A 22,575-nucleotide genomic window follows, 5' to 3' on the forward strand; every position below is an offset into this window, starting at 1 on the left:
ATATTGACGTCCTCGGTGGCCCCGGAGTTCCGGCAGGGAAGCGGCAGCGGGCGCCCCGTGGGACGGCAGGGACGAGAACGTGGGGGCGTTTGCGTGTCGGAGTGGGGTTCGTTCATCGACGAGACGCCCTCGGGGCAGTCTCCGCCGCCACCGCCCGACCACCCCCCGTCCGGGGCGGGCGCCGTCGACGACGGCTGGGGCAGCTTCGCCGACGAGGCACCGGCGACAGGAGGCGCACCGCCGCCACCGCCCTCCGTGCCACCGGCCACACCGCGACCGTACGGGGTTCCGGTCCCCTCCCCGGAGGTCGCCGCCTCGCTGCTGACCGCCGGCGAGACCCTGTGGGCGCAGGTCGACGGGGCACAGGCGGTGCTCGGCTCGGGCTGCCGGGTGGCCGTGGTGCGGGAGGACGACGGGGACGGGGAAGCGGCCGCGGACGGGTTCGGCGGCTGGCGGCCGGTGACGGTGGTCGATCCGGCCGCGCTCACCGTACGGCTCGTACCGCTGGCGCTCGCCGAGCCGCCCGTCGGGACCGCGACCCCCGTGGCCGAGCTGTACGCGGACCCCGAGCCGTACAGCGCCGCCGCCCCCGAAAGGGCCGGGGTGTTCCCGGTCGGGCAGGGCCCCGATCTCGACGCGTTGCTGCACCGCGCGCAGGCGGAGGAGCGCGCCCGGGTCCGGGCCGGTGCCGAGGCCGATGCCCGGCGCGCCGAGCGGGAACTCGCCGACGCCAAAGCGGAGTTGCGGGAGCGGGCCGAGGCCGCCGAACAGCGGGCGGCCCGGCACGAGCAGCGGGCGCAGGAGGCCGCGCAGCGCGCCCAGGAGTATGCCGAGCAGCGGATCGGGGCGGCGCGTGACGAGGTCGCCCGGGCGGTGTGGCAGTGGCAGGAGCGCGCCCAGCGGGCCGAGGCGGAGGTCGCCCGGCTGAGCGGGGAGCTGGCGAGGGCGGAGCAGGCGGGCGTCCTGCGGCATGTACTGGACCGCCGTCGGCGCGCCGGCGGCGGGAGTGACCAAGGGGGCCAGAGGGGGACATGAGCGTGGAACTGCCCGCAGGCGCGACGGAGTCCGGCGCGGTCGCGCTGCCGGAGATCAGAGTGGAATGGCCGCAGGCGCTGGCCCCGACCCTCCGCGACAGCGTGGTCGAGGCGCACAGCCTGGACCGCGAGGAGCTCGTCGAGGCCCTGCCCGGACTGTGGCGGGCGGTGGACGCGGCGCTCGATCTGGCGGGGCCCGGAAGCCTGGTCGCCGAGTCCGTGCGGCATGACGCGTACGAGGGGTGGCAGGTGGCCGCGCTGCCCCGGTACGACCTCGACGGGCGGATCCGCCCGCGCGAGCGCAGGGAAGGCGCACCGCACGGGGCGCCGCAACTGCGGGACCGGCGAGCGCTGGTCAGGGCCCTGGTGGACGCCGTCGCCGAACGGCCGTGCCTGGACCTGCGGGACGCGCTCCAGATGCTCGACGTGTTCGCGGGGAACTTCCCGCCGGGGCTGGACGCGGTCTGCCGCCGGCTCCTCGGGAACGAACTGCGCAACGGTGTCGCCGCCGGGCTCGCGCCGCTGCACGAGGCGCTCGACCGGCGTGCGCCCGGCGGGGTGTCCACGCTCTGCTACCGGGAGAGCGCGGTCGGCTCGCGGAAGGCCAAGGGCGATCCGGCCACCGACAACGAGGACACCGCGGGCGCGCTGACCGGGCCGAGCGGGGTGCTGCGGTGCGCGGTCTTCGACGGCGTGACCGGCGACGGCGACGGCTCGGGCGGCACGGCCGCACGCGCGGCGCTGGAACAGGCGGTACGGCGGTGGCGGCTGGAGGAGGCGGCCACAGGGGACGCTCCCCCGGACGACACCCTCGTCGACCCCGGCACCGATGCCTTCGCCGGAGCCGAATCGCCCGCCGAGCTGATCGCCGAGCTGGACGCCGCCGTCGGACGGGCCACCACCGTCGGCAGCGCGGCCGCGGTCCTCGCCACCGTACGGCCCGACGGCACGGCGTCCGTGGTGTCGGTGGGCGACACCGAGGCCTGGCTGATCCGGCCCGTACGCGTACCCGCGGGTGAGATCCCGTACGCCGCGTGGAAGGTGACCCCGGCCCACACCGGGTTCGCGGAGCGGCTGCGGGTCACCGCCGATGCCGAGGGCGAGGAGTCGCAGCTGGTCTCCTTCCTCGGCGGCGGGACGGCCCGCTGGGCCCACCGGACGTTCCGGGTCGCCCCCGGGGATCTGCTGCTGCTCGCCTCGGACGGGGCGACCGAGCCGGAGCGGGACCGGTGGTTCGGCGCCGTGCTCGCGGAACTGACCGCGCAGCTCGACGCGTCCGGCAGACCGACCGCACCCGCGCTCGCCGCCGCGCTGGTGCAAAGGGCCGAGGCACTCGGCGGCTGGGACAACGCGACCGCGCTGGTGTGCGCGGTGGGGGAGGCGAAGGACCGATGACCACCGAGGACATCAAGATCACCGCGGACCGGCAGGAGGTGCACCTCGGCGAGGAGTTCACCGTCCTGATCGCCCCGCGCGAGCTGGGCCGCGGCGACCGTGTCGTCGAGGGCGTCGCCTATGTCATCGCCATCGACGACAGCTACTCCATGGAGATCAGGGCCGATTCGAGCACCGACGAGTTCGCCGACCCGGGCAACCCCGACGACCCGAGCCGCAAACAGGTCGCCGAGGCCGGGGTGCGGGAGCTGGTCGCCGCGCTGCCGCGCGGTGCCCACGTCGATGTCCTGACCTTCGCGCAGAACACCGGACTGCGCTTCTCCGGCACGGCGGGGGAGCTCCAGCGCCGCGGCCGGTGGAACGGCAACATCGAGGACGAGCGCCGCTGGACCAACATCGAGGGCGCGCTGCAACGCGCGTACCAGCAGCTCGACCAGCAGCGGGCCGCCTCGCGCCGCGTGGTGCTGTTCAGCGACGGCATTCCGAACTTCGGCGAGACCGACCCGGGCCGGCTCGCCGCCCTCGCGCGCGGCGCCGCCGACCGCGAGCTGCACACCGATGTGATCGGCATCGGCGCGGGCGCCGACTTCGGGCTCCTCGAACGCCTCGCGCCGACCGGGCTGCCCGAGCACGTCGCCTCCCGCGCGGGCGCGGCCGAGGCGATGAAGCAGATCACGGCCAGGTTCGCGGCCTTCGGCAGGGACGTGGTGGCGGGCAGCGGCGAACTCTCCCTGGAGATCAACCCGAACTTCCCCGTGCTCGGCGTCTACCAGATCGACCCGACCCGCCGCCGGGTCGACGGCGCGCTCGCGGACGGCGGGGGGCGGCGGCCCAGCCGGGTGCGGCTGAAGCTCGGCGCGATCGGAGCGGGAGAGGAGGGGCAGCCGCTGTACGCGCTGAAGCTGCGTGCGCCCGAGCGGATCAGCGCCGGTCCGATGCCCGTCCTGAAGGCGACCGGCTCCATCGGAACGGGACGCGACGCCCGGCAGCTCGCGCCCGGCCAGATAGCGCTGCGCACGGTCGACAACCCCATGTCGCCGATCCTGCAGCCCGACCTCAAGCGGCAGATCGACGCCATCGAACTGGACCGGGAGATCAGCGGCCGGATCGCGGCGGCAGCCTCGAAGGCCGAGCGTGAGCGGATCTACCAGGAGGGCGTGGAGCGCGCCCGGCGCATCCCCGACCCCGACCTGGCCGCCGCCTACCAGCGGGCCGGCGGCGGCCTGCGGGACGGGCTCGACCCGAAGGACGTGGCCAACGAGGCACGGGCGGCCTCCAGCCGCAGCTCCACGAAGTCCAAGCGGGACTGGTTCCAGCAGATCCCGGTCGAGACACCGGACGAGATCCGGGCCCGGCGCAGGCAGCAGAGCCTGGACGACGACGATGACGACGACGAGGGCCGGTTCGGGACCACGTACGGAAGCAGCGCGCACAGCGGCGGCACGTACAGCGGTGGCGCGTACGACAGCGGTACGTACAGCAGCGGCGGCCACGGAAGCGATGCGTACGGCAGCAGCGGTACGTACGGCCCCCCGCCCACCCTTCCGCCCGGCGCCCCCACCGGACCGCCGCCCGGCCGGGGCCCGCGGTGAGTGTGCCCGGCGTCATCATCGACGCCTCGAACGTCGCCGCGACCAGGAAGCGGCCCTGGCCCTTCTCCCGGGTCGTCGAGGTGCGGGACGCCTGGCTGCGCGACCACCCGGGCGCCACCGCGATCGCCGTGCTCGACGCCACCGTCCGCCCGTTCCTCGACGAACAGCACCTGGTGCGGCAGGCCGAGCGCGAGCAGTGGCTCGAAGTCCACCAGGGGGACGCGGACGACCGGATCCTCGCGCTCGCCGCGCGGTTCGGGGCCGCGATCGTCTCCAGCGACAACTTCCGCTTCGCCCGCCGCGAGCACGCCTGGCTGCAGGGCAACAACTCCCGGGTCTGGTCGGCGCGGCGGGTGCACGGCCGGGTCCTGCTCAGCCCGCGCCACCTCGGGATCGCCACCGACGAGGAGATCGAGCGCGACCGGCTCCACAAGCTCGACAAGGCCGGGCTGCTGCGCGAGGACGCCGAGGAACGCTTCCGCTGCACCGACCCGGCGGGCACCTGTCTGCGCCGCGGCACGGTGCTGCTGCCGCGCCAGGTCAACAAGGACGGCAACCGCTGGTTCTGCCGCTCCTGCGGCTACGAGGCGGTCGAGGTCGTCGAACCGCCGGTGCCCGAGGGGGTGGACGCCGGGCCCGTCCTGGTCACCGTCCAGCACGGCTACACCGTCCGCGCCACGGTCGCCGTGGGGCCGCAGGGGCTGACACTGGGCCGGGCCTCCCGCAGCCGCCCCGGGACCACCGATGTCACCGAAGGGCTCGGCGCCGACCGGGCGGCCGAGATCAGCCGGGCCCATCTGCGGATCTCCCTCGACGACGACGGCAGACCGCTCGCCGAGCACCTCCCCGAGAACAACGCCTCCTTCCTCAACCCCGAGCTGGACTTCGAGGGACTGCCCCGCACCGCCCGGCTGGCCGCCGGGACGCCGTACGCGCTGGAGGACGGCGACGAACTCCACCTGGGCCCCGGCACCGTACGGCTGCGCATCAGCAGCGGGGCCCGGGCCGGTGACGAGCCCGGAAGCGAGTACACCGGATGACCGATTTCCAGCCCGGCTGGGTGCACGCCGAGCACCCCGACGCCCTGGGCTCGCCCCGGCTGGCCTGGCTCCCCGGGAGCTACGGCGAGGACGGCCGCTTCCGCACCCTGCACCTGCTCGCCGGAGCCGGCCAGGGCTACGCCGTACTCGCCGAGGACCGCTGGTCCGGCGGCGACGTGGTGATCAAGGGCATGTGGTGGTCGCAGTCCGACCTCGACGACCCGCGCAGTGTCCATGGCGCGCTGGGCGAGCAGAAGAAACAGCGCGACCAGGGACTGCGGGCCGCCCGGCAGGCCGCGCAGCTCACCCAGCAGTGCCCGGTCGTGATCAGCGTCGAGTCCCAGCCCTCGCCCTCCCTGCTCGCCGACGGCAGGCACGGCGCACCGGGCGGCGGCGACGTGCCGTACGAGAGCTTCCTCGTGCAGCAGTTCATCGGCCACCACGGCGGCGTCTCGCGCACCCTCCAGGCGGAGATCGACGACCGGGCCGCCTCGCACCGCCGATTCAAGCCCGACCAACTCCTGGACCTGGCAGAGCAGTTGTGCAACACCCTCGCCGCGCTCCACGCCGACCGGCACCACGGGGACGAGCACGCCAAGGGCTGGATCCACGCCGACATCAAACCGGAGAACATCCTCGTCCTCGGCCCGCCCGCCCGGTACGTGCTCATCGACTACGACGCCGCCGTCCAGATCGGCGACCGCATCCGCACCACCACCAGCGCCTATGCCCCGCCCGCCGCCGAAGGCACCGACGAGCCCTCCGAACTCGCCCCGGCCTCGGAGCGGTTCGACATCTACATGCTCGGTGCCACCCTCGCCCACGCCGCCGCGCTGCGCAGACTCACCGACCGTCAGGCCCGCGAGCTGTACGCGGAGGACTTCGACGTCAGCGCCCCGGCCCGCCGTTTCATCGCCAATCTGCGCTACGGGCCGATCCTCACCAACGCCCTCACCACCTGCCTGTCGGCGAAGAAATTCCGGCTGGCCACCGTCGACCGGGTCCGGACCGACCTCGCCCGCGCCCGCAGCGCCACGGCCCTGAAGTCCGCACTCCGCACCCTGGGAGAGCCCCGATGAACCAGCAGGGAGACGCGACGCACCGGCAGGAAGCCGCGCCGTCCCGCCGTCCCGGAGCCAACCCCACGCTCACCGGGTTGCTCACCCGCGTCCCCGGCCGCTCCGGGCGGGTCTGGGAGCCGCACACCGTCCAGCTGCGCCCCGGCCATCTGCGTTCCTCGGGCGCCGCCGCCGTCCGGGCCACCCGGCTGGTGAAGGACGAGGACGCCGACGCGTACGGTGCGCTGCGGGTCTTCCCCAACCGCAGGCAACGCGGCCGGGCCGCGGCGCTCCTCGCGGCCGGCAGCCCCGTCACCCCCGCCCTCCTGGACATCGTCGACCACCCCGAGCTGCCGCCCGCCCTCGTCACCGCCTGGTCGCCCGGCGCCTCCTCCGTACCGCTGCACGCGCTGCGCGAGCGCGACGACCTCGACACCATGCTCGCCGCCGGCCACCGCTGGACCCCCGCCGAGGCCCTGCACACCCTCGTCCCGCTGGGCCGCGCCCTGGACGACATGGCGGGCGTCGGATTCACCCCGCTGGAGCTCTCCCCGGACCATCTCGTCCTCAACTCCGGCTCGCTCGCCCTCGTCGGCCTCGGCCGGCACGGCTACGTACCGTCCGAGGGCCGGATGCCGGGGCCGCAGGGCATGTCGCTGCCCAGCTCGTTGCTCCTCGGCGAGGACCTGCCGCCCGCCTCCGCCACCGGCCAGGACCTCGCGGTGCGCTGGCGGGAGGTGCAGCTGCGCGCCCTGACCCGGCTGGCGGGCTGGATGGCCTGCGGACTGCCGCCCGCCGCCTGGGGACCGGTGCACGGCCCCGCCGACCTCGGCGGCTATCTGTCGGCCGCCGGATTCCAGCGGGTGCCCGCGCTGCGCCCCGGACACCTCGCCGCCACCCTGGCCCGCGCCGCCCGGAACGAGGAGGAGGCCCGTGCCCTGCGCGACTTCGCCGAGGCCGAGGCGCTGCTGGTGTACGACGACGCCGCCCAGGGCTCCGGCGGCGGTGACCGGCTCGACATCAACCCCGAGGTGCTGCGTCTGGGCCTGCTGCACGACCACGGGCCCAAGGTGATCGCGCTCGCCGCGTTCGAGCAGCGGCGCCTGGGCACCCGCACCGCCACCCTGCTCTCCGGCGCCGGCTGGGTGCTGCTGGAACCCAAGGACTTCGCCGCCCAGGTCTGCCGGGCCGCCGCCGCCGCGCCCCGGGCCCGGCTCGTCGTCGCGGGCCGGATCGGGGGTGAGGACCTGAGGCGGATCGAGGCGGTGCGCGGCGGGCGCGCCCAGCGCGTCGACCCGGACGACCTCGCGGGCGCCGTGCCGCGCATCGCGGGCCGCCCCGCCGACCAGCTGCCCTACCTCACCGACCGGGACATGGACGCCTACTCCGCCGAACTCCTCGGCGGCGTCGGCGGCCAGGCGATGCGGCGGCGGACCTTCGCGGCGGGCTGGACCCTGGCGCTGGGCGGCGCCGACCAGATGCCGCCCCGCCAGCGCGGCAAGCTCCTGGACCAGATGACCGACTGCTTCGGCACCAACACCGAACTGCTCGTCGCGGTGCGCGCCCGGCAGAACGCCCCCGGCATGCGCAAGCAGAACCGGCTGCTCGACGAGGCCCGGATGCGGCGCCTGGTCGCCGCCCTGTCGGGTGTCCCCGGCTCCGTCTTCCGCGACTGCCTGATGTCCGCGCTGCTGGGCCCGGCCGCCGAGGACCTCTACGACGAGGCCGCCCGCCGACTGCTCCCCGTCGCCACCCGGCTCGCGACGGTCTTCGACCCGGACCTCCCGGTCGCGGCCGGCGCGCTGCCGATGGAGGACGCCCTGCGCGAGCGCCCCGGTATCCGCCGGGTCGGACTGTACGGACGGCTGTGCACCGCCGTCCCCGGGGTCGACCCGGCCAGGCTCGCCGCCGCCGTCGCCTCGATGGACGACACCCTCGTCGCGGTGCTCTCCGAGATCCCGGCGCCCAGTCTCCAGTTCCTCGCCGGCCGGCTGGAGGACCCCGAGCTGCTCGGACTGCTCGGCCCGCATCTCCAGGGCGACGACCTCGACCTCCTCAGCCGCTACACCCCGCAGATGTGGCGGATGCTCCTCGACGGGCTGCGCCAGCCCGAACATCTCGGCACCCTGGGCCTGGGCTGGGTCCAGATCGCCGTCCAGGACCGGGCAGGGGCCGTCGACGCGCGGGTGCTGCTGCAGATCGCCGCCGACGCCGAGGTCCCGAGGCCCGACGCGGTACGCGCCCTGCTCGGCACCGGTCCCGAGCACTGGGCCACCGTCTGCGCACACCCGCAGCTCGCCGCCCGCTGGCTCGCCGAACAGGGCGACCTCGACATCGCCGAGATCGTCGCCGCCTTCCCCGACCCGGCGGCCGCCCTCGCCGAACTGGGCACCGAGGGACTCCGGCACGCCCATGAACTCGGCCTGGACCAGCGGGCGATGAGCACCCTCGGCGGATACGCGCAGGGGGTGCGGCGCCCGCTCGACGAGGTGCTCGTCGCCTTCCAGGAGCGGGGTTACGAGAGCGAGCAGGCGGACCCGTTCGCCACCGCGGCGGCCGTCGAGTGGTCACGGCTCCAACTGGGCCGGGGCAAGGCGCTCGGCTGGATCGTCGGCAATGTGGTGGAGCGCCCCGGCAAGATCCGTGACTGGGCGGTGGACGGCACGGGGCTGGGGCGCCGGGTCACCGAGGCGGTGCTGGGCGCGCCCGGCACCGCCGCCCCCGCGCTGGAGTCGCTGCTGGCCACCCCCGCCCTGCTGCCCCTGCTGGCCGGACTCGGCAGCCCGGGCCGGCGCGCCGCGCTCCTGGAGCTGTACGCCGCCGAGCCCGAAGCCGTGCTCGACCCGCGGGCCCGTCGCGAACTCCCGATGATCCTCGCCGCCCCGGACCCGGGCGAGGCCCTGCGGACCCTGCTGCGCGAAGGGCTCGGGGTGATCGCCCAGCAGTTCGCCGACCGGCTGCGGCTCAGCCCCGAACAGCGCCGCGCCCTCGCCGGGCTCGCCCCGCTCGCCGGAGTGCTGGCACCGCCCTCGCTGGAGGCCGTACTGACCGCCGGAGTCCGGTTCGGGCCACGCGTCGCCGTCACCGCGGCCGTCGTCGAGCAACGGCTGCCGGGCGCGGCCGACGCCCTCACCGCGTGGGGCCCGCGCTGGCTGCCGCTGCTCGCCGGCCCGGCGGGGGAGCGGGTGCTGCGGCTGCTGGTGGAGCAGCGGGAGCGGCACGGCGGGCAGAGCGGCCGGCTCACCCCGTGGCTGCTCGCGGCGGGCGAGGACGGGCTGGCGCTGGTGGAGCGCTTCGGCTCGGACGCGCTCGACCTGGTCCTGGCCACCGACGCGCCGCCCGCCGACGCCCGGCTGCTCGGCGAGCTGCTGATGCTGCCCGGCCCCTCATCCGTGCTCCACCGGCTGATCACCGCTCATGGGCTGCCCGCCGCCACCTGGTCGCGGGCGGCGGCGCTGCTGGCGGGCGGGGAGCCGGAGGAGCGGGTGCTGCTGCGGCTGTGGAGCCGTGGCAGCGGTGCGCCTACCGCTGCCACAGGGTGAGTTCGGTGAAGTAGTCCGGCAGATCGTTGGTGGCGCGCTTCTCCACCTTGGTGATCTTCAGCATGGCGAGATTGCCGTCGGACGTCACCGTGCACAGGCGGGTGCCGACGGGAAGCGTCTGGCCGCGCTGGAGTTCCTTCTCCCTGATCTCGGACGGCAGCACGTCGGACTGCGAGCCCTGGAGGCACTGTTCGGGGGTGGCTCCGGTGCTCTTGCCCATCGGCGTACGGAAGGTCCAGCTGCCGCCCGACACCTCGCTCAGCTCCAGTTCGTCGTCGCCGTCGGTGAACTCGCCGGGGCCCGAGACCCGTGGTTCGTCGAGATCGACTCCGATGACGCTCGGTTCGGCGGGTGCCCGCAGTGCGAACGGCCGGTCCTTGAAGATGACCTTGTAGCTGCTCTGCTGCGCGGGCGGCCCGGACGATCCGGAGTCCGTTGCCTCCGGATCGGGGCCCGGCGTCGAGGGCCGGTCGCTGTGCCTGTCGTCGGCGTTCGTGGTGTCGCCGCCCTTGTCGTCGCCGTGAGTGGCGATCACCCATGTCCCCGCGACCAGCAGCAGTGCGGCCCCGGCGGCCGCCGCGACCCGCACCGCCCTCCGGGGCTCCGGAGCGGGCGCGGTGACCGGAGCCGGGGCGAATACCGGCGGCGGCATGGTGGGGTGAACGGGCTGCGGCGAAGCCTGCGTGGGCTGCTGGTGGGGCGGGGGCGTCGCGAATCCGGGACGCGTGCCCGGCGGCACCGGGTCGCCGGGGGCGATGGTGCCGGCCGGCGACGGGTACGTGGGGACCGACGGCGGGCCCGTCAGCGGGTCCGCCGGCTTCGGGGGCCGTTGCGCGGCAAGCTCGCGGCGGGCGATCTCCGCGGCGAGCGGCTCCGGCAGCCAGCCGGCCGATTCGTTCAACGGGCGGCCCGCCGACCGCTCGCACAGGGCGGCGAGTTCGGCGGGGGTGATGCGCTCCCGCGGATCGGCGGCCAGGCAGCGTTCCAGCAGCGGGCGCAGTTCCTGCGGGTAGCCGTCGAGCCGGGGCGGCCGGTGCTCGGTGTTGGCGATCTGGGCGGCGACGGTCATCGCCCCGCCCGTTCCGTACGGATGGCGGCCGGTCGCCGTGAGCGCCGCGATCAGGCCGAGCGAGAAGACGTCGGTGGCCGGTCCGACCGGCTCGCCGAGGGCGTGCTCGGGCGACATGAACTGCGGGGTGCCGATCAGTCCGCCGCTGCGGGTGAGCTGGGTGGCGTCGGCGGCGCGGGCGATCCCGAAGTCGATGACGTACGGGCCGTCCGCCCCGAGCAGGATGTTGCCGGGCTTCAGATCGCGATGGACGACCCCCGCCGCGTGGATGGCGGCGAGCGCCCGGGCCGTGCAGCCGACGAGCCGGAAGACCGTGGGCAGCGGCAGCGGCCCGTGGTCCGTCAGCGCCGTGTGCAGCGACATTCCTGGCACGAACGCCGAGGCGAGCCAGGGCTGTTGACCGGAGGTGTCGTGGTCGACCACCGGCACCAGGTGGTAGCCCTGCACCCGGCGGGCGGCCCGCACCTCCTGCTCGAACCGGCGGCGGAACTCGGGATCGTCGCCGAACTCGCGGCGGATCAGCTTCAGCGCGACGGCCTGGCCGCCGCGGGTGTGCGAGAGGTAGACGGTCCCCATGCCGCCCTCGCCGATACGGGCGAGCAGCCGGTAGCCGGCGGTCTCGCGCGGATCGTCCGGTCCCAGAGGTGTGAGTATGTCGCCCGTGCCGGTACTGATGGGAGCCTCCCCCGCTCGCATGGCCGAATGCTGACCGGGATGGAGCCTACGACAGGTGGCGAACCGTCAATTCACCGTGAGGGGCCCGGGCTTCGGCGGACCGGGCGCGGCCGGCCGGCGGCCGGCGGATCACGCACGGTCGGCACATAGGTGGGGGTGTACGAGGACGGGCGGGGCCGCGTCGCCGTCCCGATCCGGGCCACGGCCGACGCCACCGGGTCCGGCAGCCAGCCGGCGAAGTCCCCCGGCCCCCGTCCGCCGTCCCCGCCGAGCGCCTCCCGGCACATTTCGGCGACCTCGCGCGCGGCGGGGCGCTCCTCGGGCCGGGCGGCCAGACAGACTTCGAGCAACTGCCGCAGCGGCTGCGGGTGATGGTCCAGGCGCGGGGGTTCGCGGTCGGTGCCCGCGATCCGGGCGGCGACGGCGAGACCGTGGCCCCGGCCGTACGGATGCTGCCCGGTGGCGGCCTCGGCGGCCAGCAGTCCGAGCGCGAACACATCGGACGCGGGGGTGAGGCCCCGGCCCAGCGCGTGCTCGGGCGACATGTGCTTCGGGCTGCCGATGAGCCGTCCCACCGTGGTGAGGGTCAGGGCGCCGGCCGCCCGCGCGATCCCGAAGTCCAGCAGCCAGGGGCCGTCGGCGGCGAGCAGCAGATTGCCGGGCTTGATGTCCCGGTGGACGACCCCGGCGGCATGGACGGCGTCCAGCGCGCCGGCGAGAGCGCCGGTCAGCCGGAACACCGTGTCCACCGGCAGCGGCCCGTGCACGTCGAGCGCGGCGTCCAGCGGCAGCCCGGGGACGTAGTGGGTGGCGAACCAGGGCCGATGCCCCTCGGTGTCGTGGTCGACGACGGGCAGCAGGTGGTACCCGGAGACCCGGCGGGCCGCGGCCACCTCGCGGGCGAACCGCACCCGGAACTCCGCGTCCCGCGCGTACTCCCGGCGGATCACCTTCAGGGCGACGGGCCGGCCGCCCGGGGTGTGCGAGAGATAGACGGTGCCCATCCCGCCCTCGCCCACCCGGGCCCGCAGGACGTAGCCGGAGATCTCCCGCGGGTCGTCCGCCCGCAGCGGTCCCGGTACACCGTCCTGCATGTGCCCCCCTGAGCGGTTCGAGCGCAACCCCGTGGTGCGGCAGGGGAGTTTATCGCCCCGGCCGTATCTCGCCCCGGCCGCGACGCCCTACTTCTTGCCGGAGGTGAACTTCTCGTACGCCGCCACGACCTCGGCCGCCGGGCCGTCCATCCGCAGCGTCCCGGCCTCCAGCCAGATCGCCCGGTCGCAGGTCTCGGTGATCGATTTGTTGCTGTGGCTGACCAGGAAGACCGTGCCGGCCTCCTTGCGCAGCTCGATGATCCGCTCCTTGCTGCGCCGCTGGAACCTGGCGTCGCCGGTGGACAGCGCCTCGTCGATGAGGAGGACGTCGTGGCTCTTGGCGGCCGCGATGGAGAAGCGCAGCCGGGCGCCCATGCCGGAGGAGTACGTACGCATCGGCAGGGTGATGAAGTCGCCCTTCTCGTTGATCCCGGAGAAGTCGACGATCCCCTGGTAGCGCTCACGGATCTGGGCGCGGGTCATGCCCATCGCGAGACCGCCGAGCACCACGTTGCGCTCACCGGTCAGATCGCTCATCAGCGCGGCGTTCACCCCGAGCAGCGAGGGCTGGCCCTGGGTGTGCACCCGGCCCTTCGTGGCGGGCAGCAGACCGGCGATGGCCTTGAGCAGGGTCGACTTCCCCGAGCCGTTGGAGCCGATCAGGCCGATGGCCTCGCCCTTGTACGCGGCGAAGCTCACCCCCTTCACGGCGTGCACCTCGCGCACCCCGGGGGCCTGCCGGCGCGAGACGATCCGGCTGAGAGCCGAGGTGGCGCTGCCCTTTCCGGTGCGGGCGCCGTTGACCTTGTACGTGATGTGGACGTCGTCCACGACGACGGTCGGGACCCGCTCGTCGATGTCAGCCATGTGATCAGCCACGTCCGTACCGCTCCTCCGCCTGCCAGAAGTACACGAATCCGCCCGCGCCGCACACCAGCGCCCAGCCCGCGGCGATCGCCCACACGTGCGGCGGGAGGTGGGACGCGCCGAAGCTGTCGATGAGCGCGAACCGCATCAGGTCGATGAAGACGGCGGCCGGATTGCACTCCAGCATCACCATCACGAAGTGCGGAACCCGGTCGCCCTTGAGCATGGTGTCCACGCTCCACATGACCCCGGACGCGTACATCCAGGTGCGCAGGACGAACGGCGTCAGCTGGGCGATGTCGGGCGTCCGGGCGGCCAGCCGCGCCACCACCATGGAGACACCGGTGTTGAACACCGCCTGGAGCAACAGCGCGGGGACCGCCAGCAGCCAGGACGGCTTGGGGAACTGCCCGAACCCGACCAGGATCAGCACCAGCGCGCCCAGCGAGAACAGCAGCTGCTGGAGCTGCTGCAGGGCCAGGGCGATCGGCAGCGAGGCGCGCGGGAAGTGCAGCGCCCGGACGAGCCCCAGGTTGCCGCTGATCGCACGGGTGCCCGCGGTGATCGAGCTGCTGGTGAAGGTCCAGATGAAGACGCCGGTGACGAGGAAGGGCACGAAGTCCTCGACGTTGCGCTTGGTGTTCATCAGGACACCGAAGATGAAGTAGTAGACCGTCGCGTTCAGCAGCGGCGTCATGATCTGCCAGATCTGGCCCAGTTTCGCCTGGCTGTACTGGGCGGTCAGCTTGGCGGTGGCGAACGCCGTGATGAAGTGCCGGCGCCCCCACAGCTGGCGGACGTACGCCACCAGCGAGGGCCGGGCCCCGCTCATCGTCAGTCCGTGCCGGGCGGCGAGCGCGGCGAGCTCGCCCGGCGCGTACACCGGGAGGGCCGCGCCGGCTGGGGTGTCGGCCGGGGCCGGCGGGGTTGCTGTCTGGCTCACCACGATCGCTTTCGACGGGAGGGCAGGGGAGCGACGGCCGACGGAACGGGACCGTATCGTCGCAACGCCGAGGGTAGGACGCATGTACGTCGCAACGCAACCGTTCCGTCGCTACGGACTATGATTCGGCCATGACCACCGACCCGGGAACCCGCCGCCGTGTCCCCGCCGGAGCCGCCGTGCTGCGCGAGGACGTCACCGATGCGATTCGGGGCGCCGTCTTCGAGGAGCTGGCCGCGGTGGGCTTCGCCCGGATGTCGATGGAGGGGATCGCACGGCGCGCGGGCGTCGGCAAGACCGCCGTGTACCGCCGCTGGAAGTCCAAGCTGGCCCTGGTCCTCGACCTGGTGTCCGCCGTCGCGGTCCAGGGCATGCCGGCCCCGGCCACCGGTTCGCTGTACGGGGACGTCCGGGCCGTGCTCGAACTGGCCTCCTACGCCCTGCGCCACCCCGTCGCCTCGCAGGTCATCCCGGACCTGCTGGTCGAGGCGGCCCGCAATCCGGAGATCTCCGACACGATCAAGGCCGCCCTGCTGGACCCGCAGCAGGGCATCGCCGCCGTCGTCGTACGGGACGCGGTGGCCCGCGGCGAGCTGCCCGGGGGCAGCGATCCGGACCGGGCGCTGGACCTGATCGTCGGCCCGCTCTACTGGCGGCTCGCCGTCGTCCGCGCCCCGCTGCCCAAGGGGTACCTGGACGACCTGGCGGCCTCCGCCGTCGCCGCCCTCAAGGCGGGCTAGGGTCCTTCGTCCGGATCAGGGCCCGATCAGAACGACCGGCCCTGCCCCTCGGCCAGCAGCCGGTCCGCGACGCGGGCCGCCGCCCCGCCGTCGTCCAGGTCGCAGAAGTCCCGGCGGAAGCTCTCGTACGCCTCCGCGTGCCGGGCCGCCGCGGCGGTCAGGGTGTCGGCGTCGCGCAGGAGCGCGGCGATGCCGTCCGCGCGGGCGAGCAGCGGCCCCGGCGCCCGGGCCTCGAAGTCCAGGCAGAAACCGCGCACCGTGTCGCGGTAGTGCGCCAGGTCGTAGGTGTGGAAGAGCATCGGGCGTCCGGTGTGCGCGAAGTCGAACATCAGGCCCGCGTAGTCGGTGATCAGCACATCGGCGATCAGCAGCAGCTCCGCGGTGTCCGGGTGCGCCGACACATCGCGTACGCCCGGCCGCTCGGGCACGCTCCCGGACACCCGCGGATGGCGGCGCACCAGCACCGTGTGGGCCTCACCGACGGACCGCGCCAGCGCCGCCGGGTCGAGCGCCGGGTCCCAGCGGTAGCGGGGCCGCTCGCCGTCGGTGCCCGGGGTACGGGCCAGCTGGTCTCGGTAGGTCGGCGCGTACAACGCGATCCGGCGGCCGTCCGGGATACCGAGCCTGCGTCGTACCCGCTCCGCGGTCTTGGCGCGGTCGGCCGAGAAGAGCAGGTCGTTGGCGGGGGAGCCGGCCTCCAGGACCTCGCCCCCGTACCCGAGCGCGCGCCGCAGCAGCGGGGTGGAGTGGCGGCTGGGGGAGACCAGGACGGACCACTGGGCCGAGCGGTGCGCCAGCGTGGCGAGCTCCTGGTGGTCGGCGTACAGGGTGCCGTCCAGATCCGTGCCGAAGCGGCCGAGCGGGGTGCCGTGCCAGGTCTGCACGACCGTCTGGCCGGGCCGCCGCTCGAACCACTCGGGCAGCTGGTCGGCGGTGACGATGCGACGGGACCGCGCCAGCGCCTCGTACCAGGCGGCGCTGTGCTCGACGACCGGGACGGCGGTGGACGGGACGTGCCCGTGGACGCCGTCGGTGACCCAGAGGTGCTCCGACTCCACGCCCCGGCGCAGGAGTTCGGCGTGGACGGCGCGCGGTGAGTCGCCGCCCGTGTAGAGGACCGCGTCCCGCAGCGGCATCGCGCGCCGGGCCGGGTAGTGCCTGCCGCGCAGTTCGGCCCGGCGGTACCCACCGCGTTCGGCGGGCGCGAGCACCGGCCCGGCCAGCACGGTCAGCCGGTCGCCGAACCGGCGGCCCAGGGCGAACTCCCGGCCGGGCACGGGCGCCGCCGCGACCGGGACGCTCCCGCGCAGCGGCAGCCGGGCGGCGAGCGCGGTCAGCACCCGGACCGGCCGGCCGCCCAGATATGCCTCCCAGCGGCCCTCGTGCAGCCCGGCGGCCACCGAGGGCGCCAGGAACGCGGAGAAGCGGCACCCCCCGTACGCCGTCCCGCGCGCCCCCGCGCTCCTTCCCGCCCGCACCCCCGAACGCCGCTCGTCGTAGGTCACGGGCACCGACACCGTCTCGCGCAGCCCCTCGTGCCGCAGGACGAGCCGGTCCGGTCCCTCGTCCTGCCGCACTCCCGTACCGGCGCCGGTCACCCCCTCCACCCGCAGCGCACCGTCCGGCGTCCACACGGCCCCGTCCACGAACGGCTGCCCGCTCAGGTCCAGCACCAGCTCGCCCGCCGCGTCGGCCACGACCGGCGGCACCGACTCCCCGGCCGCCGCGAGCGGCACCCGCTCCCCGTCGGCCAGGACCAGCAGCGCCCGCCACCGCCCGCCGGGCTCCGGCTCGACCTCGCGCGGCGCCCGGTGCGGGGCCGGTGGCGCCGCCGCCATCCCGGCGAGGTCGGCGAGCGGGACCCGTACCGTGAAGCGGCCGTCCGGACGGCACTCGACGGGGTGGCCGAACTCCTGGTCCGTCACCCCGTCGCAGGTCAGCACCAGGGCCTTGGGCCGCGCACCCCCGTACAGCCTGCCGGTCAGCTCCAGGTCCTCGCCGAAGCGGTGGGTCTCGCAACGGGCGGGCAGCTGCGCCAGGTCCAGCCGGAGCCGGCCGTCCAGGAAGTCGAGCACCGCCCGCCGTCCGTCGCCCAGGTCGTGGACGAGCGGCTGGACGGCCCCCGCCTCCACGGCGCGCACCGCGACCCGGCGGACCGTGCCCTGGGCGGCCACCATCATGCCCACCAGCCAGCCGCCGGGCCGCAGCCGGCGCGGGTCGACGAGCATCTCGAAGCCGGAGTGGTCGTAACCGTGCACCTGCTGGCCGGAGTCGACGGTCGCCTCGGGCGCGGACACCCCGCGGACCGGCACCGTCCGCAGCTGCTGCCCGTGGATCGCGCGCACCATGCCCACCTTCAGCGCGTGGCGCGGCGTCGCGGCCGGCAGATTGCGGAGGTAGGCGTAACCGCGCAGCCGCAGCTTCCCGTCGTCGCCCCACCGCGCATCCACCAGCCGGGCCACGGCAGGGAGATCGCCGCGGGACAGGCGGGGGGTGTCCGGGATGCCGGGGAAGCCGGCCTGCCGCCGTCCCGGCACCCCGCAGACGGTGAACGTCCCCGCACCGTTGACCCGTTCGAAGGCGAGCACCTCCAGCAGCTCCGGGAGCCGGCGCTCCTTCACCAGCTGCCACTTGATCCGCAGCTCCACCGGCAGATCATGAGCCACGGCCCGGTCCGCGCGGCCCGCCCCGTCCATCCGCTCCATCCGGTCCAGGAACGCCCCGGCGTCCGCCATGAACGCCTCCCGGTACCCGGGCCCGCCCAGGGCGAGCCCCTCCAGGAAGTACACGAGGTCGTCGCGCAGGCAGGAGAGGTCGTAGCGGCGCCGCGCACCGCCGTTCGCCACCCCGCCCCGGCCCGCCAGGAATGCGCTGACCTGCTCGCACGCCGCGATCCGGTCCCGTACGCCCTGCACATCCGTGCGCCGCCGGACGATCGAACCCTCCCGCACCCGCCAGTAGTGGACGTGCTCGTGCAGCACGTCCACGGAGCCGGCGAGGTAGTGCGCCGGGATCACCACCGGGGCGTCCTCGTAGAGCCTCCCCTCCGGGAAGGTGAAGGCGTGCCGGTCCCAGAAGGAGCGCCGGAACACCTTGTTCCAGGCGAAGCGGTCGGCGAGCAGCCGGGGATCGCGGCCGATGTGGGTGCGCGTCCGGGTGTGGGTCAGCCACCGGTACTGCGCGGCCTGCCGCCGCCCCCGCTCGTCCAGCCGCCAGACATTGCCGGTCGCGAGGTCGGAGCCGGTCGACTCCAGCGAGGCCAGCATCCGTGCGTAGCCGTCGTGGACGACGATGTCGTCGCTGTCGGCGAACGCCAGGTGCGGCACGCCCGGCGTGGTGTGCCGCACGCCCGTGTTGCGGGCCGCGCCCGGACCGCCGTTGGGGCGGCGCACGAGACGGAAGCGGCGGTCGTGGGCGGCGAAGTCCTCGGCGATGGCCGTACTGCCGTCCGTCGAACCGTCGTCCACGAGGACCACCTCGATGTCGGTGACCGACTGCTCGGCCACCGAGCGCAGGCAGTCCTCCAGGTGGTCCTCGGCGTTGTGGACCGGGACGACGACACTGAGGCGCGGCTTCATGACCGGTCAACCGGGGCGGACGCCCGGGGTCACCGGGACTGCCCCGAACGGATGAACACGGGATTCGGCGTGATCGGGACCCGGCGGCAACCGGGGCGCGGCCGATCTCACCCGTTCGGGAGAGACCGCTGCCGGTGACCCCCGCCCCGTCACGGGGTTGAGCCGTACGGACAACCAGTCCCCGATGAACGGACGTGCCCAACATGCCGCCACGGCTGAGTGTCGTCGTACCCGTCCACGACGTCGAGCTCTATCTGACGGACTGCCTGAAATCCCTCGCGGGCCAGACCATGGGCGACCTTGAGGTGGTGATGGTCGACGACGGGTCCACCGACGGCAGCGCGGCCCTGGCCGCCGCCTTCGCCGGGCAGGACGGCAGGTTCCGTCTGGTGAGCCAGGAGAACGGCGGGCCCGGGCACGCCCGCAACACCGGGGTCCGCAACTGCGATCCGGGCGCCCGCCATCTCGCCTTCGCCGACAGCGACGACGTGCTCCCGCCCCGCGCGTACGAACTCCTCGTCGGCGCCCTGGACGAGACCGGCTCGGACCTCGCCTCCGGCAACGTGCTGCGGCTGCGGGCCTCCGGCAGGCTCCAGCAGTCGCCCGGCCTCCGCAGACCCATGGCCACCACCCGGCTGCGCACCCACATCTCCCGGGACTGGGACCTGGCCGCCGACCGGACCGCCTGCAACAAGGTCTTCCGCCGGTCCTTCTGGGACGAGCACGCCTTCGCCTTCCCGGTCGGCGCCCTCCACGAGGACATCCCGGTCGTCCTGCCCGCCCACTTCCTGGCCCGCTCCGTCGACGTGCTGAAGGACCCCGTCTACCACTGGCGCGACCGGCCGGGCCCGGTCACCACCCGACGCGCCCTCGTCCGCGGCGTCCAGGACCGGGTCTCGCACGTGCTGGGCGTCTCCGCCTTCCTCGACGAGCACCGCGACGCCGCCGACAAACGGCAGTACGAAGCGCATGTGCTCGCCAACGACCTCTGGCACTTCATGGAGGCGCTGCCCGACGGCGACGAGGAGTACCGGCGCGCCTTCCTCACGTACGCCAACGAGTTCACCGACCAGGTCGACCCGGTCGTCCTCGACGAGCTGCCGCTGCGACTGCGCCTGATGTGGCACCTGGTGCGCGAACGGCGGACCGGCGAACTGCTGGACCTGCTCGCCTTCGACAGGGCCGAGCCGGGCGCCTTCGAGGTGCGGGGCCTGCGCCGCCGCAGCGCCTCCTTCCCGGCCCTCACCCGGCCGGTGCCGCGCCCGGTGCTGCGGGTGGGCGAGCGGGACCTGCCGCTCACCGCCCGGCTGCGGGACGCCCGCTGGGAGGGCGGCAGGCTGCACCTCAAGGGGTACGCGTACATCCGCAACCTGCCCGCCGGCCCGCGCGCCGCCGAGTTCCGGGCCGGCTGGCTGCGGGCCGGGCGCCGGCACGTGGTGCCCCTGCGGCTGCGCACGGTCGACGAGCCGGAGGCCACCGCCCGGTCCCGGCAGAGCCTGCACGACTACGACCGGTCGGGCTTCGAGACCGTGGTCGACCCGGCCAGGCTCCGCATCGACCCGGACGGCGGCGTCGAACGGCTCACCTGGCGCCCGGAGATCGGCATCGCCGGACACGGCATGCTGCGCCGCTCCGGACTCTCCACCGACGAGGCGGCCGCACCGCCGCCCGTGCACCGCCCCGACGGCGACCACCGGATCGTGCCCGCCTTCGACGGCGGCAGGCTGGTGCTGCACGCCGAGCGGATCGACGCCCGCTTCGAGACGCACCGCGCGGGCGACACCGGCGACGGGGCCGCCGCCGTGGTCATCGACGGAATGATCCGCGACCGCCTCGGCAAGGGGCCGCTGCGCCTCGCGCTCACCCACCGGCCCTCCGGCACCACCATCGACCGCCCGGTCACGGTGCACGAGGGGACCGTGCCCTCGGCGGCGGGATGGCGCAGGTTCACCGCGGCCATCCCGCTCGACACCTTCGCCGACGGCCGGCCGGACACGGCACAGGGACCGGACCGCGCCGGGATCCCGTACAGCCTGCGTCTGGTCGGGCCGGACGGGCGCCGGACGCCGGTCGACGTGCCGGGGCCGGTCCTGCCCGGCCGCTACCCGCTGGCCGGGGACGGCGACGAGCGGCGTGAACTGGGCCTCACCACCGGCCCCCGCGGCGATCTGCTGATCACCGACCGCACCGTGCAGCCCGCCGTCGACCTGGCTACCTGGACCGAGGACGGACAGCTCCTCCTGGAGGGCGGCTTCCCCGGCCTCCCGGAACGGCACGTCGAGCTGGTGGCCAGGCACAGCGGGCACGGCGAGGAGGCCGTCCTCCCCCTCACCCTCTCCGGGCCCGCCGACGCCCGCCGGTTCAGGGCCGTGTTCCGGCCGGACGCCGTCGAGGGCCCCGGCGGGAAACTGCCGCTGGGCCAGGGGCACTGGTACCTCTTCCTCCGCGAGCGGGGCGGGACGGGCGGCGCCCCGCTGCGCATCCCGGCCGCCGCCCACCGCACCCTGCCCGCCGCCCGCACCCTCGCCGGCCGCACGTACACCGTCGAACGGCGCTTCCACGACCAGCTGCTGATCGACAGCGCCCCGGTGCTCACCGCCGGGGAACGCGGCCCGCGCGGCGAACGGCTGCTGCGCGGGAAATACCGGACCCGGCGCACCGCGCCACTGCGCGACACGGTGCTGTACAGCAGCTTCGACGGCCGCCAGTACTCCGACTCACCGCGCGCGATCCACGAGGAAGTGGCCCGGCGGGGCGCCGAGCTGGAGCACCTGTGGGTGGTGCGCGACCAGCAGGCCCGGATCCCGTCGGGCGCCACGGCCGTCGAGCACGGCTCCGCCGCCTGGCACGAGGCGCTGGCCCGCAGCCGGTACGTCGTCACCAACACCCAGCTCCCCCAGTGGTTCGAGCGGCGCCAGGGCCAGTGCGTCGTCCAGACCTGGCACGGCACCCCGCTCAAGCGCATCGGTCTCGACCTCGCGGGCACCGCGCGGGCCGACGCCGCACGCACCGCCGCCCTTGAGCAGCGCGCCCGCCAATGGAGCTTCCTGGTCTCCCCGAACAGCTTCTCCACCCCCGTACTCAGGCGCTCGTTCGGCTACCGGGGCGAGATCCTGGAGTGCGGCCACCCCCGCAACGACCTCTTCCACGCCCCGGACCGGGCCAAGGTCGCCGCGGCGGTACGGGAACGGCTCGCGCTCCCCGAGGGCAAGCGGGTCGTGCTGTACGCGCCGACCCTGCGCGAGGACCAGCCGCTCGGCGACGGCCGCTACGCCCTCGGCCTGCGGCTCGACCTGGCCGCCGCCGAACGCGAACTCGGCGCGGACACCGTCCTGCTGGTGCGCCGCCACTACCTGGTGACCGACCGCGTGCCGGACAGCGGCAGCGGCTTCGTCCGGGACGTCTCGCGCCACGGCGACGCCGGTGAGCTGATGCTGATCAGCGACGCCCTGGTCACCGACTACTCCTCGCTGATGTTCGACTTCGCCCGTACCGGCCGCCCGATGCTCTTCCACACCCACGACCTGGCGCACTACCGCGACACCCACGGTTTCTGCTTCGACTTCGAGGCCCGCGCCCCCGGCCCGCTGATCCCCGGTTCCACCGGCCTGGTCGAGGCGCTGCGCGACCCGGAACGCGCCGTCGCGGGACACGCGCAGGCGTACGAGGCATTCCGCCGGGACTTCTGCGACCTGGACGACGGGCACGCGGCGGCGGCCGTGGTCGACCGAATGCTGTAATCCGTACCGCCCGGCCGGATACCGCCGCCGGCCGGGCGAGAACACCAGAATCCCCACAGCACCCCTGAACCGTTCGAGTGGTTCAGGGGTGCGAGTGTTTGAGCGCGGGTTCGCGCATTCAAGTAATAGTCCTTCTAAGTGTGGCCATCGGTGCGTTGCTCGACGTCTTCGGGTTGCTACGTTCTGTTTTCATGGGTACCCGAATGCG

General features: G+C 74.5%; 13 protein-coding genes. 8 read left to right on the forward strand and 5 right to left on the reverse strand.

What is annotated here, in order from left to right:
- Positions 1–93 precede the first annotated feature (93 nt).
- Genes AB0D53_RS16930 through AB0D53_RS16955 form a run of 6 tightly spaced genes read left to right on the forward strand, consistent with a single transcriptional unit; the run spans position 94 to position 9,661 of the window.
- On the forward strand, positions 94–1,035 hold the full coding sequence (locus AB0D53_RS16930) for a hypothetical protein (RefSeq protein WP_362446524.1): 942 nt from the start codon (positions 94–96) through the stop codon (positions 1,033–1,035).
- Positions 1,032–2,429 carry a SpoIIE family protein phosphatase gene (locus AB0D53_RS16935; protein ID WP_362446527.1) on the forward strand — a complete coding sequence of 466 codons (1,398 nt, stop codon included), beginning with the start codon at positions 1,032–1,034 and terminating at the stop codon, positions 2,427–2,429. The genes AB0D53_RS16930 and AB0D53_RS16935 overlap by 4 nt, the downstream gene beginning before the upstream one ends.
- On the forward strand, positions 2,426–4,021 hold the full coding sequence (locus AB0D53_RS16940) for a vWA domain-containing protein (RefSeq protein ID WP_362446530.1): 1,596 nt from the start codon (positions 2,426–2,428) through the stop codon (positions 4,019–4,021). The genes AB0D53_RS16935 and AB0D53_RS16940 overlap by 4 nt, the downstream gene beginning before the upstream one ends.
- Complete coding sequence (locus AB0D53_RS16945) at positions 4,018–5,061, forward strand: hypothetical protein (RefSeq protein WP_362446533.1); 1,044 nt, start codon at positions 4,018–4,020, stop codon at positions 5,059–5,061. Before AB0D53_RS16940 ends, AB0D53_RS16945 begins: the two co-directional genes overlap by 4 nt.
- A complete protein-coding gene (locus tag AB0D53_RS16950; protein WP_362446536.1) occupies positions 5,058–6,140 on the forward strand; it encodes a hypothetical protein in 1,083 nt (360 codons plus the stop codon). Before AB0D53_RS16945 ends, AB0D53_RS16950 begins: the two co-directional genes overlap by 4 nt.
- Positions 6,137–9,661 (forward strand): hypothetical protein, encoded by a 3,525-nt coding sequence (locus AB0D53_RS16955; protein ID WP_362446539.1) that lies wholly within the window; start codon positions 6,137–6,139, stop codon positions 9,659–9,661. Before AB0D53_RS16950 ends, AB0D53_RS16955 begins: the two co-directional genes overlap by 4 nt.
- Here the strand turns inward: AB0D53_RS16955 and AB0D53_RS16960 are convergent.
- The 4 genes from AB0D53_RS16960 to AB0D53_RS16975 all read right to left on the reverse strand — a co-directional run bounded on the left by AB0D53_RS16960 (position 9,642) and on the right by AB0D53_RS16975 (position 14,312).
- Positions 9,642–11,426 (reverse strand): protein kinase, encoded by a 1,785-nt coding sequence (locus AB0D53_RS16960; RefSeq protein WP_362446542.1) that lies wholly within the window; start codon positions 11,424–11,426, stop codon positions 9,642–9,644. The genes AB0D53_RS16955 and AB0D53_RS16960 overlap by 20 nt on opposite strands.
- Before the next feature lie 50 nt (positions 11,427–11,476).
- On the reverse strand, positions 11,477–12,499 hold the full coding sequence (locus tag AB0D53_RS16965; RefSeq protein WP_362446545.1) for a serine/threonine-protein kinase: 1,023 nt from the start codon (positions 12,497–12,499) through the stop codon (positions 11,477–11,479).
- A gap of 87 nt (positions 12,500–12,586) precedes the next feature.
- A complete protein-coding gene (locus AB0D53_RS16970) occupies positions 12,587–13,366 on the reverse strand; it encodes an ABC transporter ATP-binding protein (protein WP_329814287.1) in 780 nt (259 codons plus the stop codon).
- 4 nt (positions 13,367–13,370) lie between these two features.
- Positions 13,371–14,312 carry an ABC transporter permease gene (locus AB0D53_RS16975; RefSeq protein WP_362446548.1) on the reverse strand — a complete coding sequence of 314 codons (942 nt, stop codon included), beginning with the start codon at positions 14,310–14,312 and terminating at the stop codon, positions 13,371–13,373.
- Between the two features lie 128 nt (positions 14,313–14,440).
- Here AB0D53_RS16975 and AB0D53_RS16980 point away from each other — a divergent pair, with 128 nt between their 5' ends.
- Positions 14,441–15,049, forward strand: a complete 609-nt coding sequence (locus tag AB0D53_RS16980; RefSeq protein WP_362446551.1) for a TetR/AcrR family transcriptional regulator — start codon at positions 14,441–14,443, stop codon at positions 15,047–15,049.
- Between the two features lie 26 nt (positions 15,050–15,075).
- Here the strand turns inward: AB0D53_RS16980 and AB0D53_RS16985 are convergent, their stop codons facing one another.
- Positions 15,076–18,627, reverse strand: coding sequence for a CDP-glycerol glycerophosphotransferase family protein (locus AB0D53_RS16985; protein ID WP_362446554.1), 3,552 nt, complete (start codon positions 18,625–18,627; stop codon positions 15,076–15,078).
- Between the two features lie 203 nt (positions 18,628–18,830).
- On the opposite strand from AB0D53_RS16985, the gene AB0D53_RS16990 reads away from it, so the two are divergent.
- Positions 18,831–22,367 carry a CDP-glycerol glycerophosphotransferase family protein gene (locus AB0D53_RS16990; protein WP_362447065.1) on the forward strand — a complete coding sequence of 1,179 codons (3,537 nt, stop codon included), beginning with the start codon at positions 18,831–18,833 and terminating at the stop codon, positions 22,365–22,367.
- Positions 22,368–22,575: the final 208 nt, after the last annotated feature.

Source organism: Streptomyces sp. NPDC048295, assembly GCF_040652135.1.
Lineage (GTDB): Bacteria > Actinomycetota > Actinomycetes > Streptomycetales > Streptomycetaceae > Streptomyces.